Here is a 15,445-nt window from a genome sequence, read left to right as displayed (position 1 = left end):
CTAATAAAATATCTACTCTTTTTTCCCATTCCTCACGGTTATTTGTTCATTGGCCAAGCCAACAATCTTTTCCCCGACATCCACAAACCAGTGCCGCAAAACATAGGATAGGGCGCTTCCGGTGACGGCGATTTCTCTTTTCCCGACATCTGTTTTGTAAAAATTAATATATTGAACAAGTTCTTCGTTTGAAATGTTCCTGTAACTGTAAAATGAGGTGAGAATCATCTGTTGCCGTAGCGATTCTTGAATCACGGCTTTGTTTTTTGTGATTTCTTCCTCGATAATCGCCAGGGCCTGACGGTTTTCTTCCGGCAGGGCGAGATTGAACGACTCAAACATCCCCCGCATCATATCGATGACAATGTTTGCCGTAAGCTCCGAAAGGCCGGTTGTCCGTTCAACCTCATGGATGACGGCAACCCGCTCCTGGCTGGGAGGGTCGCTTTGCAGCTCTGCGATATATCTCAGAAGCTCTGCCTGTGATTCCGGCCCGGAAGAAGCGAGTTCTTCATTTTTGATTTTTTTCGCCAAGGGCGTTTCCATCCATTTGAGCAATTTTTCAAGATAATCGATATCGGTGTTTTGCAGCAAAAAGAGGGAGAGGTTCTTTTCGGCATGCTTGAGGTCAAAAGACTCTTTCATTATTGCCGTAACCTTGTTGTCCAGCGATGGGTGTTTCGAGGTGAGCTGGTTTTGTGCTGCTACCGCCTCGATCTGCTCAGGAAACGCTGCAAGGATTTCATTGAACCCGGAGAGTTCGATATATTTGTTCACCAAATCCTCGTGCCTGCCGGCGAAAACCTGCGAGGCACAGAGCAAGGTCAGGAATGCCGATAAAATCACAGACAAAGAAATGCGTTTTAGCATGTTAAGGCTCCTTTAGCAGAAGGGCAGAGCGAGAGGGCAGGCTGGCCAAAGGCCAGGCGGCCACCCAGGAAATTTTCCAGAGCTATATTTTTATAATTTTTGCACAAACCATTCAAAAACGCCACCCATGGTGAAAGTGCCGCTTTGATCAAAGATTTCGACAGGCACGGCTATGGTCGCGCGCCCTTTTTTTTCAAAGACCTGGGCGAATTTATCTTTTTCCTCCCTGTCGATGTTTGCCTTGGCGTATATGTCTGATTGGGCGGGTTTTTTGAATTTTATCTCCGATTTTCTTAAGACAGGCACGACGGAATCTGCCAGATGAGGAAAATGCTTTTGCAACGACAGGCCGCTGCAGGCCTCGGCCAGGGCAAATTGGGCACTTGCGTGGAAGGTGTCCAAATGGTTTTTCATGTTGTCTTTAAAGCCAAGCACAAGCACCTGCTCGCAAGCACAAGCACCTGCTCGTCGGCGCTTGAGTAAGAAATTTCGATAAATTTATTGAAAGGAATCTACGTTACATCCATTGCGGTTGGCCCATATTGTATCGTGTCTTGCGACGTGATGATTCCAACATCCATGTTTGTCATGAATTTTGACTCGTTGATGCGCAACGCTTGGATTCGACCCTGAGAAGATTATTCAAAATATATGCTCTCCGCCCTTGATGCAATGCCACGCCGCATGCGGTTTTGTCATCTTTGCCGCGCTCCCTTTGACTTTCTCGGCACATCACGAAACGCTGTGCTTGTTCAACCGTGGATCGCTCTCGGGTGCGCGTAGAAGTGGGGGCATCTTTAACCTTGACATGCATGTGCTGCTTGCCTTGTGTCAAGGATAAAGATTTGACCCCACGCCGCCCCTTGAGCGCAAGGTTAGCCTTTTTCTTTCAATATCAATAGATTAGATGCTATCCCCAAGGGTTTAGCAGGGCAACACCGCTAACTTCCATATCTGTCGTGTTTCTGGTTACAACTGTTAGGCCGTAAGAAATTCCTGTAGCTGCAATTTGCCCATCAATTGCAGGTAGGGCTTTACCTAATGTTTCAGAATGTGCTTGGATTTTCCCCCAAACAGTAGCGGTTTGAAGATCGAAATTAATTATTCGGTTTTTGAACCGTTCTTGAAGGTCGCAATTAACCCATTTGTGCAGCTTGTCTTTCTTTTTGCTTTTGGGTAATCTTTCGATTCCTTTGTGGATTTCGCCGATAGTTAATACGCTGATAAATAGGTTGGTTTCTTCAACTTTTGATACCCATTTAACGACTTTTGGGCTGGGAGATTTTCTGATGAGTTCTGAAATTACACAGGTGTCTAATAAATAATTCATAACTCGATATCCCTCGGTGTTTCCTTGCTTCTAGTTAGGTCTAGAGCCTCTTTTGCGAGGGGAGAGGTCTGAAAAAAATTAACCAAGTTGGTTTTTGGTTTTATTAATTTTTTATATTCGTCGATTGAGAGCACAACGACCGCATCTTTGCCGTGTTTGGTTACGACCTGCGGACCATTATGTTGTGCCTTATCAACTAAATTGCTGAATTTGTTTTTTGCATCCTGCAGTTGCCAATGGTTTTCTATCATAGCGACACCTTTGTTGGGATTATTCTGTCCAGTCTGTCTAGAATATATGCCTTGGGTTGATTGGTGTCAATTTGTTTTTTGCGAAGGCTAACGAGTCTGTAGAAAAACCCGACTTCAAATGGTTCGCCGAATGAGGGCGGATTGATTTTTTTACCGCTTCCGATTTGGCTTCCCGGTTTATCTGTTCTGTTTCCAGCTTCTTTCTTGCCTGCTCCTGCCCTCCGGCTCCATTACTTTGCCAGAATCCGCTTTGTTGTCAAACAGTTTCAGCTTTTCCCTGCTGATCACGTAAAAAGTGGCCCGTATCTCGCCACCTTTTTCAGGTTGTGGACAATGCAGAACAGGTTCCACTGGATGTTGTCACTGGCAATGTAAAAATGTACCAAAAATGGCAATGAAAAGTGTACCACCTGCAACCTAACCCAAGGGAGATTACCTTCTTCGCAAGGAGGTGATTCCCATGATTACGTTGGAGGTTTTTATGGACATTCACTCATTGCGACGTGACGGCCTGAGTATCCGGGCCATTGCTAAGAAGCTCGGCATTCACCGGCAGACTGTCAAAAATCATCTCGCGGCAACCACATTGCCCCAATACCACACGAAAAAGCGCCGGCCTTCTGTTCTTGACCCCTTCCGCCAGATCATCAAGGACTATGTCGAGCAGGACGACTACCAAGCAACCTGGATCTTTGACCGACTCAGGAAAATGGGCTATGTCGGCAGCTACGAAACCGTGCGGGATTTCGTTCGCCCTCTCAAGGAGCAACAAACCCGTCTGGCCTATATCAGATTCGAGACCGAGCCTGGCCTGCAGGCCCAGGTTGATTTCGGCGACTATCAGATTGTCGAACCAGACGGCACCACCACCACGGTCCATGCCTTTTCCATGCTCCTCGGCTTTTCCCGCGCCATGTATGTGGAGTACGTCGAGCGCTGCACCATGGAAGCCTTCATGGACTGCCACATCAACGCCTTCCGTTACCTTGGCGGGGTGCCGGCGGAGATCCTGTACGACAACATGAAGAACGTGGTGGTCGACCGCAGTGAGGGGAAGGCGAATTTCAACAAGGAATTCCTCCATTTCGCCCATCACTACGGCTTCGCAGCCAAGGCCTGCCCTCCCTATAGCCCATGGGTAAAGGGCAAGGTGGAACGCCCCATGGACTATATCCGGGAGCGTTTCTGGCGGGGCTACACCTTCACCACCCTCCAGGCCCTCAATCGGGACATGCGCCGTTGGCTTGACGAAACCGCCAACCGTCGAGTCCATGGCACCCATCATCGGCCGGTTTGCGATCGCTGGCAGCAGGAAAGCTCCTTGCTCGGGAAACTGCCGCCCACCGACTACGACACCTCCATCAAGGTGTATCGCAAGGTCTACAAGGACTGTCAGATCTCCTACAACACCAACCGCTATCTTGTCCCTCACCGGGTGGTGGGCAAAAGAGTGCTGCTCAAGATCAAGCACGGCGTCATCGCCATCTTCCACGATCACGACTTCCTGGTCAGCTACCAGGAGGCAGGCGGAAAGCACGAGTTTGTCGGCAACCGCCTGTTCTACGACCAACTCCGCCGCGATCAGCAACAGCTCACCCGCAAATATGGCAAAGGCAAGGGCAAGGCCACCAGGGGACTCACCTCCGGCAGCCTCTATCCGCAAGTCGAGCAGCGCCCCCTGGCCGAGTATGACCTGTTTGCACAGGGGGGTGTCGCATGGAACAACTGACCAGTGAACGTCTCCAGGACAACCTGCAACGCCTCAAGCTGAGCCGGGCCGCAGAGGTGCTTGACGCCATCGTCCAAGATGCCGAGGGGAACAAGAGCTCGTATCTGGCCTTTCTTGATCACCTGCTGGAAGAGGAGGTGGCGGCCAAGGACACCCGGCGAGTGCAGACCGCCATGAAAACCGCCGGCCTCCCCAGCGCCAAGACCATCGATGAGTACGACTTCTCCTTCCATCCCAACCTGGACAAGAAGGCGGTCATGGAGCTTTTCGAGCTTGATTTCATTACCAAGCACGAAAACGTCGTCTTTCTCGGCCCGCCCGGGGTCGGCAAGACCCACCTGGCAACGGCCCTTGCCATCAAGGCCTGCCATCATGGTTTCAAGGTCTACTTCACAACCATGGAAACCCTGATCAGGGCGTGTAAAGAATTTTGTGTAAATGTTTTTTGTGATCAAAATTCCGGCAGCCTGTCTTCAAACATGATGCTGAATTGATTCAGCGCCGATTTCCAGTTTTTGATCGGCATCGTCCATCGTTTCGAAATATTCGTCAGCGCCAGATAGAGCAGCTTGAACATCGACTCGTCATTCGGAAAAGAGCCCCGGTTCTTAGTGACCTTGCGCAGGGACATGTTCAACGATTCGATGGTGTTGGTCGTATAGATCACCCTGCGGATCTCCGGAGGATAGGCAAAATACGGGATGATCCGCTGCCAGTTGTTCTGCCAGGACTGACTTATCCGAGGATGGGTAGCATCCCATTTTTCCCCGAAGCTGATCAGGTTTGCCTCGGCCTGTTCTACGGTCGGGGCGCTGTAAATCTCCTTCAGGTCGTCCGCCATTTCCTTGCGCTGTTTCCAGGAAACGAAATTCAGGCTGTGCCGCACCAGGTGCACGATGCATAACTGGACCTGGGCGGCGGGGTACGCCGCTTCGATGGCCTCCGGAAAACCCTTGAGCCCATCGACACAGGCGATCAGGATATCCTTCACGCCCCGATTTTTCAGCTCGGTCAGGATGGCCAACCAGAACTTGGCGCCCTCGGTCTCGGCGGCCCACATGCCGAGAACCTCCTTCACCCCAGTCATCGTCACGGCAATCGCCAGGTAGACGGCCTTCTTGATGATCTGGCCGTTGTGCTTGACCCTGATCCGCACCGCATCCAGATAGACGATGGGGTAAACATCTTCCAATGGCCGGTTCTGCCAGAGCCGGACCTCTTCCGTGACGGCGTCGGTCACTTGGGAGATCAGGGTCGGTGAAATCTCAACGCCGTAAATCTCCTCCAGATGGCTCTGGATATCACGGGTGGTCATCCCACGGGCATACATGGAGATGATCTTGTCATCAAACCCCTTGAAGCGGGTCTCTCCCTTGGGAACGATGATCGGCTCGAAGGAGCCGTTCCGGTCACGGGGAACCGCGACGTCAATCTCGCCAAAATCTCCCTTGAGCTTTTTCTTGTAGCTGCCGTTTCTGGAGTTGCCGCTGTTTTTCCCAGCCGGAGCGTTCCGGGGATAGCCGAGGTGATCGGTTATCTCGGCCTGCATGGCCCGCTCCAGCAGGGCCTTGGTCAGTTGTTTCAGTATGCCGTTCTCGCCGATCAGGTCTTCCGGCTTTTTGTAATCCGCAATCAATTGGTCAAGCAATTCTTTGGAAATGGCCATATCTCTCTCCTTGGTTGGGGGCGAACTTTTCTACCCCCGGAATGGCCATTTACACAATCCTTTTTACACCCTCGCTCATGGTCGATGAGGTGGTTCAGGGAGTACTCGAAGGTGCCGGGTAAAATCTGCTTGGCAAAGTGGACGGGGATGAACTTTCCTTGGGCGTAGGAGTAAGGTTTGTAGCGGGCCATGATGCAATACCCTTGTGCTAAAGTTAAGCGGTTGTGTTCCGGGATATCGCAGTCATTGTACAGTGATCACGCACACAAATAAAGTCGAAATTACAATGAGTTGAGTTTTTCTACAGGCTCAACGGTGGAAGTGAGGGGCGCGGCAAAGGACAAGGACCTTAGCAACCAGAAGATCACCGCGTCCCCTCCACTGACTGGTGTACGCCCGGCATGGGCGTGATCTTATGGGGTGCAAGTCCCCTGTACCTGAACCCTGCTGCTATCATGTGATGGTAGCGAAAGTACTAGCCGAAGGCAAGGGCGATCTCGCGAGGGCTCGTCTGAAGGAAGCCGGAGTGCAAAGCTATGAGCCGACGAACAGAAATGGCATATAAGGCCCAGTTTCCGGGTAAGTCAGCACAACATGACGAAGCCCAGGGTTTGCGGAGATAGGGTAAATGCCGCGGTTGTGTAGCGAAAGATCACGAACTTATCCGGGGAGGCCTGCCCGGCAGGCGGTCCAGTTGACACTGGACAGCGTCCTTGGTGGCAACACGGAGGAAGATCGGGCAGGAGTCAGCAGAGGTCATAGTAGTTCGCCTCCCGCGAACGAAGGACCGAACCCAGAGAAGGGAGAAGGCCTGTCAAGCTCGTCCACCGCAATGAACCTGACCGGGGAAGCGGCTGGCCGGCGCGTTGGCGGGAAACCGGCTCCCAAACAGGACCTGCTGGAACGGATATTGTCCCGAGAGAACATGCTCAAGGCATGGGAACGGGTGAAGGCCAACAAGGGAGCGCCGGGCATAGATGATATGCCCATCTCCGATTTCATGGCCTTTGCCCGTGAGCATTGGGAAACGATCCGGTCTTCGCTTCTGGCGGGTTCCTATCATCCCTCGCCGGTCAAACGGGTGGAAATACCAAAACCCACGGGCGGCAGCCGTCCGCTGGGTATCCCAACCGTTCTCGACCGGCTGATCCAACAGGCCGTGGCGCAGGTGCTGCTGCCGATCTTCGACCCGCACTTTTCGGAGGCTAGCTTCGGCTTCCGGCCGGGGCGTTCGGCCCACGACGCCGTCTACCGGGTGCGCGACCATATCTGCAAGGGGTATCGCGTGGCCGTGGACGCCGACCTGTCGAAGTTTTTCGACACTGTGGACCATGACGCCCTGATGTGTCGGGTCGGCCGGAGAATCCGCGACAAGCGGGTTCTGCACTTGATCGGCAAGTATCTGCGGGCCGGGGTGGTGATCGACGGCCGCCTTCAGAGCACTCGCAAAGGGGTGCCCCAAGGCGGTCCGTTGTCGCCGCTGCTGGCCAACATCCTTCTGGATGATCTGGACAAAGAGCTGGAAAAGCGGGGGCACCGCTTTGCCCGTTACGCCGACGACTTTGTCGTGTTGGTGAAAAGTCGGCGGGCGGGAGAGCGGGTAATGGCGAGCATCTGCCGCTTCCTCGACAAACGGCTCAAGCTCTCGATCAACCGGGAGAAGAGCAAGGTGGCCCCGACCGACGGGATCACCTTCCTCGGTTTTACCTTCAAGGGTGCCGCCATTCGCTGGTCGGACAAAGCCTTCGCCGAGTTCAAGCGGCGGGTGCGGAAGCTGACCGGTCGGAGTTGGGGAGTCTCCATGGCATACCGTTACGCCAAACTGGCGGAATACCTTCGCGGCTGGATGGGCTATTTCGGGATCGTCAAGTATTACCGGCCGATACCGGAACTAGATCACTGGCTGCGAAGGCGGCTGCGCATGTGCTACATCAAGCAATGGCGGAGGTGCCGAACCAAGGTCCGCGAATTGACAAGGCTCGGCACCAACCTGCGGCTGGCCATCTCCATCGGCCTGAGCCGCAAGGGGCCATACAGACTCGCCAAAACCCTGGCGACCCAATCGGGGATGACCAACAAATGGCTGAAGGATCAAGGTCTGTTGTCGGTGAAAGACCTGTGGGTGAGAATCCATTATCCCCCTCAAGGGGGGACTGGAAATAGCCCGGCTACGGCCCGGTAACTCTTGGGAACCGCCTAGTGCGGACCCGCTTGCTAGGTGGTGTGGGGAGGGGGAGGGAGAACCTCCTCCTTACCCGATTGGGCATATTCATTTTTATATTTATTTGCATTCTTGTACCCCGTGAGAATCCTCGCCGCGCGATCTATCCACCAAAATTCCTGATTTGAATTCCAATAAGTCGATATATCCTCTTCTCTTGCAGTCATAATACCATCTTTCTATTTTCTCGCATTCTTCAGCACTAATAGTTTCTTTGTATGCAGGTTCACCACATTTTTTAAAAACAGAGTATGTAGTATCTCCGATTTCAACCCTTCCTCCTTTGCAGCTCATTACTTCCAAAATTTTAGCGTCTACTACCACTGGAGAGACAAGCATGGCAATGAGGGTGATGATGACGGGTGTTTTCATGGAATTCCCTTTTTTAGTTTATTTTGATATTCAGCCCAACGAGTCTGTAGAAAAAGCCGTTTTTGCGAAACCTGGCGTCGCCGGGAAGGTCTCATTTTTGAAAATCCCTTGCAGCCGCAATCCGGTTTTCTATTCCCGGCTATTCAGTTCGTGACTCGTTTACGTCGCTTTCATGTTCTTTTTTGCCCTGTTCAGGGCTGCCTTTTTCTAATTTCTGCTTCTACGCAAACCCTTCGCCGAATCGGTGGATCTTTTTCAGGTTATGGACAACACAGAACAGGTTCCACTGGCTGTTGACCTTGTCTCGGCCTCGCAGGGTAAACCGGACGGCGATAGGGGACGGCGATAGGGGACGGAGTAAATTTAATAGCTTAATGGCAGATTAACTTATCAAACAAAGTCCGTCCCTAACCCCCTTATAATCAGCGGACGGCGCCAATGAACTTGCCGCGTAGCGCCGCCACCGCTCTCGCCGTCCGCTGAATTATTTTGTCGTGCAATTTTAACTATTTGCTTGCCTGCCGAGCCTCAACAAGTGTTGAGAACTCTTGGTGCCTAATAATTTTGGAAATTAAATCTTGGACAGCAGGCATTAACGCCTGTGCAGTTTGATTACATGCTGTTTCACCATAAAAACTTGTTGTATAAGAATAGTTTTCAGAAACTGTAATAACTTTTCCGTTGGTTGACTTTATTGTAGCTGCCAGATTCCATGTTCCAGAATTAGATGAAAAATCTATATTGTCCAAGTTGCCAGTGAGAGTAACTGATGAATTTTCAGAATATAACTCTGCTAATTTCAATTCATCTATGAACGCTTTCCTGATGTAATTTTCAAATGTTTCACCATCTGGAGTCTTAATAGGACCAACACCTCGGCACATTATCTCGGTTAAGCCTGGTTTTGTAGCAGTAAATTGGCCAACATTTAATTGCGTACCAGTCAACGTTTTGAGTGCTGTCACATTGTCAACGGAAATTGAATACCTATTAGCCGCATAGGTAGAACATCCAGAAATAAAAAGTGCCACTACGATGACCGCCCATAAACTCCTCATGATTTGTCTCCTTCCCTGAATTTATTTTTATTGGTTAATGTTTCCTGCACAACGCTGCGGCTAACCTGACCGCGCCACCTAACCTGACCGCGTCAGCGCCGCCGACGTTCTCGCGGTCAGGTTGAGCCGATTGTTATGAATTTTCTTTTATTTTCAAGATGTTGGACAGTATAGATTGAAAAATATCACATTCATTTTGACTGTTCTAGTTTCGTCATCTTTTGCCCGCATTTTATAAAGCCACTCATTGGCATCTTTTTGCCCGACTTTTGATATGTAGTTTGGATGAGCGGCCACGGTGCTGTCAACTAACTCCAATATTTGACTGAAACTCTTATTGTTTTTGTTAAATACAATTAATGCTGTTTTGCAGTCTCGCCATGTCAAGTAGCTCAACAATTGATCTATGGCTTCTGAAAAACTTTTTTGCCCACGCCATATTTTACATTCTGCAATGAAAGCAGAACGACCTTCTTCTGAAATTAAAATATCGGTCTTTCCAGACTTGTTGAAAGTTTCCCCCTTGGCTTCACCTTCATATACCGCATTCAGTTGCGACAAGATAATGTCCCTGAGTTCTTCCTCGTCATGCACGGCAAAGGTTTTTGGGGTTTTCTCAAAACTAATTCCGCCATGTCTTATTAACTTGATGATATTTTCATAATCAGTGTCCGTTATTCCCGGCTCAGCCTTGAAACCTCCTTTTGGTGGAGGTGGAAGGGGTTTTGTTATTTTTTTCGTTACCTTTATTGGTTCAAAGCTTGGTGAACCAGTTTTAGGCTTCAAAGGGATTCCAAGAACATCGGTAAGAGAATTTTGCTTTTTTAATTTTTCCCTCCTGAAATCAACTGCTTGCTTAACCAATTGTGGAAGAGACTGGTTATATGCGTCAACTTGTGTTTTAGACCAACCGAGAAAATCTTTGATAGTCTTAAGGTTGCTCTCAAAAGATGATTTTATTTGATTTGGATCGGCATCGTGAGGTTGCCGAAACACCATGACGATCTTCCCGACCCCATCTCGACCTTGCCTGATTTGGCCTGTTGGGAAGACAGAACTCCAAGTACTTGTTTTGGCCCTTAGCAAGTTGTGGTCGCCTGTGAAGGGAATCTCTATGGATATTTCATGGCCTGCTATATAGCAGGGACGGCTAGTGTCTCTGATAAATCTACGTGGGTCACCAGAAACGTCTACCTGGCATTCTGAAGGTTCTGACGCAGTTATTCTGTCTTCGTATAGAGTAATAGGTTCAATAGTGTTTTGACTTACGAGGTATTCAATAATCTCCTCATAAGGTGTTGCAAGAAATTGATCCTTATTGACGCTATCAACTTGCTCTTGGATTTTTGATTGATTTGACCTGAGTGAGTCTGACAAATCAAAATCAGCGAAAAGATAATCTCTGTCTCGGTTTCTCATATTTTCTCACTTCATAACGCTTCGGTTGAGGGGCGCGGCCAAAGAGCTTGCCGCTTCAGCGCCGCCGACGTTCACCGCGTCCCTCTCAAACCGTTTGTTCGGCAATTTGGCTATTTGATTTTTTGCCCAATATTGCCCATGCAATGCAGGCAACCCATGCGATAAATGTCCACCCAAGAAAGATGGTTACAAAAGTAAGTGTTGTTCTTTTTACAAGTTTTCTGGAAAAAGCTATGAAAACAGGAATTAGATATATGGCTGCAATAAACAACAACTGAAAACCTAAACTCCATAATGAGTTGATCATGTTTAGGAAATTCTCAAGTAAAAACATGGATTATCCCCTGGCTTGATTGGTGAAAAAAATGAAAACAAACGATCCTAGAGAACTACGAGCAAAAATACTAAAATTAGAATCTGAGCTTTTAAAGATACAAGCTGAAACCGCCGTCGAAGTCAGAAGATCGTATCTTTTGGCAAAGTCCAGCCTTGCATTTCTTCGGTCAGAACAAATCGCAAATCATCATCGCTCATGCTTCTAACCTGAGACGGGAGCCAATGATATTTTTGGATAAGATAAAAATGAACGGCATCAATGCCTTTAAGTTCTTTGTATTTTTCTCTTTTTGCAATGTGGTCGCCGAAGCGATTCAGAGAGTATTTCAGCTTTCCGGTGGTAACGCAAAGGTCATAATCTGCTTTGTAATAATCTTTCATTGTGGATTTTGGCATTGGTTATCTCCTTATTTGTTTTGATGCCGAACGACCGAAATAAGTGGAAAATAGGCCGCAGGCCTAGTTTTCCACTTGATTGACTTGTTAGAAGTCTATTCCTTTGTGGATATTCTGTATGTCAATAAGCTAAGAAAAACAATTTGCAATACATTCATTGCCATTGAAGATAGCATCACCTTAAACAAAAAATATCCAGACATTGAGGCAACAGCTAAAATGTGGGTAATTAGCAACGACAGAATTGTGAAGAAATAATAATAAAGAAAAGTCCCTAAACTTCCCGACTCTTTGTACCTTCTAAAAAAGAAGCTATCTTTAACTCCTGAGATTATAACAATGATTGTAGACAGAAAGCCCATAAGTAAAACGCTAAATGTCGATACAATATTAGATACTGTTTCTACGTGAGAGAATAATTTCTGCCCTCCAGATAGAAATGGAAGTATTTTAAAAATGAGATAGCCAATTATCAAGGTTATGATAGTTAGCAATAATTTCAATATTACGTTTGCTGTATGAGTCGTCATCTGTATAATCCTTGACAGCGCTCTTGAGGCCCTGATTTCTTCTTACTTTTTCGTTAATTGCATTGCAAATATCAACTTCACCAGACGCAATAATTGAGTCAGAAATATGACCAGAGCCGACAATGTAAAAATCTGTTATTGCATCCTGTAGAGTTTGCTTTCCTTTTACTATATATTTTTCAAGTCCGTCGTCTTGTAAATTTTTTGCAATGTTGTCATTTGACAAAGACATTTCTCTTCTTGGTTCAGGTTTAAATTGTATAGATATTCTATTTACGTCATCACCAATACACAGCAATTTTGCCATTTGGCTCCAAATTTTACTCTTTTTGTTTATTTGAATATAAGTTGATCCCTTGAAGCTTAAATCCATTATTTCGTTTCTGGTAGCGGACGTTGGGAATGGAGAAGACTCTAAATAGCAATTATTTATATTAAGTCGTTGTATTATATCATTAATAAAGTCAGTCCAGTAAGTATTTTTTGGACCAAAAAAAGTACTAGCAATTCCGTAATAATTTTTTTCTACATAAACATATGAAGCAAAACCTAATCTTTCATCTTTTTCTAATTTCTCGTGAATGTCTTTGTGGGATAGCTTGTTTGAGTTGATCGCCTTAACTATTTCGTTATCTTTTATAATTACAAAAAGATATATATTCCCGCCAACATGGAAAAGAAAAAGACTGTCTCCTCCTGTTGCCGTAAATGAGTTTTTGAATTTTATAGATTTTATTTCGGCAAAGGCGTTAAGAAAAGGGCGTATGTCATTTTGTATGTGAAGTTTTTTATGCTTAAAGTAGTACTTGTAGTAGGTAATTTTCATTGATTACTCCTTATTTTTTTGACTTCTAACGCCATTCATGAGTTGCCGGGCCACTGAAGTTTAGCGCGCTTAGCGCCGCAGACGTTAACCCGGTCAACTCAATGAAATTGTTCGGCAATTCCTATAGATGCTTAATTTCAATGCCACCAAATTGATCTTTTAAATATTCGCTCACCAAACGGCGATGACAGTTTTCAGGGGTAGGTTCGCTGCACAAAAAACATGCATTATTAAGTTCTTCAGCTGTTATTTTATTCTCGATTTTACGCTCATTAATTAGTTTGCTAAACCGTCGGACATACTCCTCCCAATCAATTTGCTTCTTCTTGTATGCATCAAGGATTTCCTTTGTTGGTGCAAAATCTGGCATATGCTTATAGCCACAATCGCAAAGCTCTTTTAAGAAATAGATTAGGTCATCTCTTTTGGCAAAACCGGCTAGTTGCGAAACATTGTTTAGCCGGATGTCGATGAGCTTAGTAACACCAGCGTTGCGTAATTTTGAGAAGAATACCTTCGCGCTTTTTTTTGTGAATCCAATTGTATACAGGGTTATTTTTGACATTATGCGTCCTTGTATTCGGATGACGGTTCAGCAGTTTCGTACGCAATTTTTTCACCTTGTCGTATGTATGCATCATTCAGCCTTTGCTGCTCGCTACGAAACATGTCTGGATGGTTTAGACCAAAAAGTTTAAGTAACCTCTGTTCACTATCTTTGTGGTCTTCGGTTCTCCCGTTACTCATAATATGTTTAATATTGATCCCTTTATCTGCCAGATTCCGACAAATCAAAATAGTTCTATGGCATGTAATTGGGTCTTTTTCTGCGCACATAAGAGCTATACGATACTTCTCTATGCCATTAATTATTCTTTTCAAGCCTTCCTTGAATTTCAGATTTGCTGCCACAAGCGTATAGTCTACTTTCCCATTAACATAACAAGATGGGTCTTCGACTCGTGCCCCACAAAGGTCTCCCAAAAAAACATAAGCAATTCCATGTTTATTGAGAAATTCTGATAGTTGATCTTTATTGAATTCTGGCTTGAATTGACTATACGGCGAAGACCGGACATCAGCTACAGCCGAAATTTTGTGTTTTTTTAATACACGCAAGAACGACTCTAGTATGTGGGGAGAATAGCCTATTGTGAATAATTCGGAGCTCATGGTTAAACAATATTACGAATAACACCTTATTGCTTCAAGATATTCAGGGAATAAATAGATCCCATTTGCTTGTAACCAAAACCCATTTCTTCCATCAGGAGCTTCAAATTCTCGACTCAGCCCAACCCTAATAAACACTTCAGATTGAGAATGAATGAAAGTGTTAAGATTTGCGAAATTGTCTCCTGTGTTTTTCTCTGCGTAATTGTAAAATCCTAAGTCTGTAATTGATAGATAGCGGAATTCATCACCTGCATTATCAGTAAATATTATTTTGATTTTCCCTGGATTAAAAGAATCGGGCACTACGCTGAGTTGTTGCGGATTGACCGAAATAGTAACAATAGACTTCTGGGGAGGAGTGTTGATAGGTATGTATTTTTGCCCAAATGGAATTGGAACGGAAAAACCTGCCTGCACACTTGGGCTTTCGGTTGCTTTTAATATTGCCTTAAATTCCTCGGTAGTACATGGACCATTAAAAGTAAGTTGTCCTTCATAGCTTTTATCCTCGGTGTGAGGAGCAGAGCAAGGTCTATTAACGAAATTGCCTTCCAATTTGGCCCCAGGAAGGATATTCAACCTCCGGCAATCATTTGTAGCTATGTATGGCAAAGGTCTAACGCATTCATTTGTTTCTGGATTTATCCCAGCGATACAAACAATATCAGACCGCTTAAACCTTGTAAGATCTGTAATGATTATTTCCATAATTATCTCCTGCCGAACGCTTCACATCAACCGACCGCAAAAGCAGAGCGAAGCGGCGCTTTTGCGGTCGGTTGGACATACTATTAGGCAGCAAAGAGAAAGGCTTCTCCTTGAGAGTCGGATGTACAATATGAGGGTTGTCGCTCACAACCGGTACTATCCAAGCCACAAAAGGAGAAGCCATTATGAAAGTTACCCTTACTGCCCAGAAAATCAACCTCAATAACGTTGTCGATGTTGCCGTGGACGTCCACAAGGACACCCTTTGTTTTTTCTTTGAAATCGATGGCCGGGAATTTTCCGACGAATGCCGCAATCGCACCGCCGTTATTGAAAAGCGCTTGCGCCGCTATCACGATATCGCCAAGGAAAACGGCAGACAGACCCTGCGCGTTATCTGCGAACCCACGGGGCAGTATCAGAACAGCCTCTTTCGCACCGCCAGGCGCTTGTGTCACTGGCAATGTAAAAATGTACCAAAAATGGCAATGAAAAGTGTACCACCTGCAACCTAACCCAAGGGAGATTACCTTCTTCGCAAGGAGGTGATTCCCATG

The 15,445-nt window shown here is 46.8% G+C and carries 19 protein-coding genes and 1 pseudogene; 4 read left to right on the top strand and 16 right to left on the bottom strand.

All coding sequences use genetic code 11. The annotated features are described in order from the left end of the window. Positions 1-12: 12 nt before the first annotated feature. The 4 genes from ACUUL3_RS00280 to ACUUL3_RS00265 form a co-directional block, all read right to left on the bottom strand. The gene (locus ACUUL3_RS00280) at positions 13-870 is read right to left on the bottom strand and encodes a hypothetical protein (protein WP_448553466.1); all 858 of its coding nucleotides are present in this window, start codon (positions 868-870) and stop codon (positions 13-15) included. Between the two features lie 90 nt (positions 871-960). Further along, positions 961-1,305: a YiiD C-terminal domain-containing protein gene (locus ACUUL3_RS00275; protein WP_448553464.1), complete on the bottom strand. Its 345-nt coding sequence runs from the start codon at positions 1,303-1,305 to the stop codon at positions 961-963. A gap of 475 nt (positions 1,306-1,780) precedes the next feature. Then, a complete protein-coding gene (locus tag ACUUL3_RS00270) occupies positions 1,781-2,200 on the bottom strand; it encodes a PIN domain-containing protein (RefSeq protein WP_448553462.1) in 420 nt (139 codons plus the stop codon). Continuing rightward, positions 2,197-2,451 carry a type II toxin-antitoxin system Phd/YefM family antitoxin gene (locus ACUUL3_RS00265; protein WP_448553460.1) on the bottom strand — a complete coding sequence of 85 codons (255 nt, stop codon included), beginning with the start codon at positions 2,449-2,451 and terminating at the stop codon, positions 2,197-2,199. Before ACUUL3_RS00265 ends, ACUUL3_RS00270 begins: the two co-directional genes overlap by 4 nt. Positions 2,452-2,932: 481 nt before the next feature. On the opposite strand from ACUUL3_RS00265, the gene istA reads away from it, so the two are divergent. Together istA and ACUUL3_RS00255 are read left to right on the top strand one after the other, a co-directional pair. After that, positions 2,933-4,180, top strand: a complete 1,248-nt coding sequence (istA, locus tag ACUUL3_RS00260; RefSeq protein ID WP_448556398.1) for an IS21 family transposase — start codon at positions 2,933-2,935, stop codon at positions 4,178-4,180. Next, complete coding sequence (locus ACUUL3_RS00255; protein ID WP_448553457.1) at positions 4,168-4,674, top strand: ATP-binding protein; 507 nt, start codon at positions 4,168-4,170, stop codon at positions 4,672-4,674. Before istA ends, ACUUL3_RS00255 begins: the two co-directional genes overlap by 13 nt. Here ACUUL3_RS00255 and ACUUL3_RS00250 read toward each other — a convergent pair. Beyond that, positions 4,632-5,846: an IS256 family transposase gene (locus ACUUL3_RS00250; RefSeq protein WP_448550836.1), complete on the bottom strand. Its 1,215-nt coding sequence runs from the start codon at positions 5,844-5,846 to the stop codon at positions 4,632-4,634. The two genes, ACUUL3_RS00255 and ACUUL3_RS00250, sit on opposite strands and share 43 nt — an antisense overlap. A gap of 74 nt (positions 5,847-5,920) precedes the next feature. Continuing rightward, a pseudogene (locus tag ACUUL3_RS00245) lies at positions 5,921-6,037 on the bottom strand (transposase); the annotation flags it as partial. A gap of 641 nt (positions 6,038-6,678) precedes the next feature. On the opposite strand from ACUUL3_RS00245, the gene ltrA reads away from it, so the two are divergent. Further along, on the top strand, positions 6,679-8,028 hold the full coding sequence (gene ltrA, locus ACUUL3_RS00240; RefSeq protein WP_448553455.1) for a group II intron reverse transcriptase/maturase: 1,350 nt from the start codon (positions 6,679-6,681) through the stop codon (positions 8,026-8,028). Positions 8,029-8,127: 99 nt separating this feature from the next. Here the strand turns inward: ltrA and ACUUL3_RS00235 are convergent, their stop codons facing one another. The 10 genes from ACUUL3_RS00235 to ACUUL3_RS00190 all read right to left on the bottom strand — a co-directional run bounded on the left by ACUUL3_RS00235 (position 8,128) and on the right by ACUUL3_RS00190 (position 14,888). Then, on the bottom strand, positions 8,128-8,439 hold the full coding sequence (locus tag ACUUL3_RS00235) for a DUF2845 domain-containing protein (protein WP_448553454.1): 312 nt from the start codon (positions 8,437-8,439) through the stop codon (positions 8,128-8,130). Between the two features lie 220 nt (positions 8,440-8,659). Further along, positions 8,660-8,755, bottom strand: a complete 96-nt coding sequence (locus tag ACUUL3_RS00230; RefSeq protein WP_448556401.1) for a hypothetical protein — start codon at positions 8,753-8,755, stop codon at positions 8,660-8,662. Positions 8,756-8,945: 190 nt separating this feature from the next. After that, the gene (locus ACUUL3_RS00225; RefSeq protein WP_448553452.1) at positions 8,946-9,497 is read right to left on the bottom strand and encodes a hypothetical protein; all 552 of its coding nucleotides are present in this window, start codon (positions 9,495-9,497) and stop codon (positions 8,946-8,948) included. 153 nt (positions 9,498-9,650) lie between these two features. Beyond that, on the bottom strand, positions 9,651-10,916 hold the full coding sequence (locus ACUUL3_RS00220; protein WP_448553450.1) for a hypothetical protein: 1,266 nt from the start codon (positions 10,914-10,916) through the stop codon (positions 9,651-9,653). Positions 10,917-11,001: 85 nt separating this feature from the next. Then, entirely contained in the window at positions 11,002-11,250 is a 249-nt protein-coding gene (locus ACUUL3_RS00215; protein ID WP_448553448.1) for a superinfection immunity protein, read from the bottom strand. Positions 11,251-11,372: 122 nt separating this feature from the next. Then, a complete protein-coding gene (locus ACUUL3_RS00210; RefSeq protein WP_448553446.1) occupies positions 11,373-11,648 on the bottom strand; it encodes a hypothetical protein in 276 nt (91 codons plus the stop codon). Between the two features lie 450 nt (positions 11,649-12,098). Next, a complete protein-coding gene (locus ACUUL3_RS00205; protein ID WP_448553444.1) occupies positions 12,099-13,004 on the bottom strand; it encodes a hypothetical protein in 906 nt (301 codons plus the stop codon). A 121-nt stretch (positions 13,005-13,125) separates the two neighbouring features. Continuing rightward, on the bottom strand, positions 13,126-13,572 hold the full coding sequence (locus ACUUL3_RS00200; protein WP_448556400.1) for a DUF488 domain-containing protein: 447 nt from the start codon (positions 13,570-13,572) through the stop codon (positions 13,126-13,128). Next, positions 13,569-14,123, bottom strand: coding sequence for a DUF488 domain-containing protein (locus tag ACUUL3_RS00195; protein ID WP_448553442.1), 555 nt, complete (start codon positions 14,121-14,123; stop codon positions 13,569-13,571). The genes ACUUL3_RS00200 and ACUUL3_RS00195 overlap by 4 nt, the downstream gene beginning before the upstream one ends. 66 nt (positions 14,124-14,189) lie before the next feature. Continuing rightward, entirely contained in the window at positions 14,190-14,888 is a 699-nt protein-coding gene (locus ACUUL3_RS00190) for a dual OB domain-containing protein (RefSeq protein ID WP_448553440.1), read from the bottom strand. Between the two features lie 185 nt (positions 14,889-15,073). On the opposite strand from ACUUL3_RS00190, the gene ACUUL3_RS00185 reads away from it, so the two are divergent. Beyond that, entirely contained in the window at positions 15,074-15,403 is a 330-nt protein-coding gene (locus tag ACUUL3_RS00185; RefSeq protein WP_448553438.1) for a hypothetical protein, read from the top strand. Positions 15,404-15,445 lie beyond the last annotated feature (42 nt).

The sequence above is a fragment of the Thiovibrio sp. JS02 genome, from assembly GCF_053485635.1.
Note: the sequence above shows the minus strand (reverse complement) of the source record. Positions and strands in the feature narration are given on the sequence as shown.

What these genes read in the sequence shown, in the direction of transcription:
- ACUUL3_RS00280 (WP_448553466.1), bottom strand. Translation starts at nt 870, where the DNA reads ATGCTAAAACGCATTTCTTTGTCTGTGATTTTATCGGCATTCCTGACC.
- ACUUL3_RS00270 (WP_448553462.1), bottom strand. Translation starts at nt 2,200, where the DNA reads ATGAATTATTTATTAGACACCTGTGTAATTTCAGAACTCATCAGAAAA.
- ACUUL3_RS00265 (WP_448553460.1), bottom strand. Translation starts at nt 2,451, where the DNA reads ATGATAGAAAACCATTGGCAACTGCAGGATGCAAAAAACAAATTCAGC.
- istA (WP_448556398.1), top strand. Translation starts at nt 2,933, where the DNA reads ATGGACATTCACTCATTGCGACGTGACGGCCTGAGTATCCGGGCCATT.
- ACUUL3_RS00255 (WP_448553457.1), top strand. Translation starts at nt 4,168, where the DNA reads ATGGAACAACTGACCAGTGAACGTCTCCAGGACAACCTGCAACGCCTC.
- ACUUL3_RS00250 (WP_448550836.1), bottom strand. Translation starts at nt 5,846, where the DNA reads ATGGCCATTTCCAAAGAATTGCTTGACCAATTGATTGCGGATTACAAA.
- ltrA (WP_448553455.1), top strand. Translation starts at nt 6,679, where the DNA reads ATGAACCTGACCGGGGAAGCGGCTGGCCGGCGCGTTGGCGGGAAACCG.
- ACUUL3_RS00235 (WP_448553454.1), bottom strand. Translation starts at nt 8,439, where the DNA reads ATGAAAACACCCGTCATCATCACCCTCATTGCCATGCTTGTCTCTCCA.
- ACUUL3_RS00225 (WP_448553452.1), bottom strand. Translation starts at nt 9,497, where the DNA reads ATGAGGAGTTTATGGGCGGTCATCGTAGTGGCACTTTTTATTTCTGGA.
- ACUUL3_RS00220 (WP_448553450.1), bottom strand. Translation starts at nt 10,916, where the DNA reads ATGAGAAACCGAGACAGAGATTATCTTTTCGCTGATTTTGATTTGTCA.
- ACUUL3_RS00215 (WP_448553448.1), bottom strand. Translation starts at nt 11,250, where the DNA reads ATGTTTTTACTTGAGAATTTCCTAAACATGATCAACTCATTATGGAGT.
- ACUUL3_RS00210 (WP_448553446.1), bottom strand. Translation starts at nt 11,648, where the DNA reads ATGCCAAAATCCACAATGAAAGATTATTACAAAGCAGATTATGACCTT.
- ACUUL3_RS00205 (WP_448553444.1), bottom strand. Translation starts at nt 13,004, where the DNA reads ATGAAAATTACCTACTACAAGTACTACTTTAAGCATAAAAAACTTCAC.
- ACUUL3_RS00190 (WP_448553440.1), bottom strand. Translation starts at nt 14,888, where the DNA reads ATGGAAATAATCATTACAGATCTTACAAGGTTTAAGCGGTCTGATATT.
- ACUUL3_RS00185 (WP_448553438.1), top strand. Translation starts at nt 15,074, where the DNA reads ATGAAAGTTACCCTTACTGCCCAGAAAATCAACCTCAATAACGTTGTC.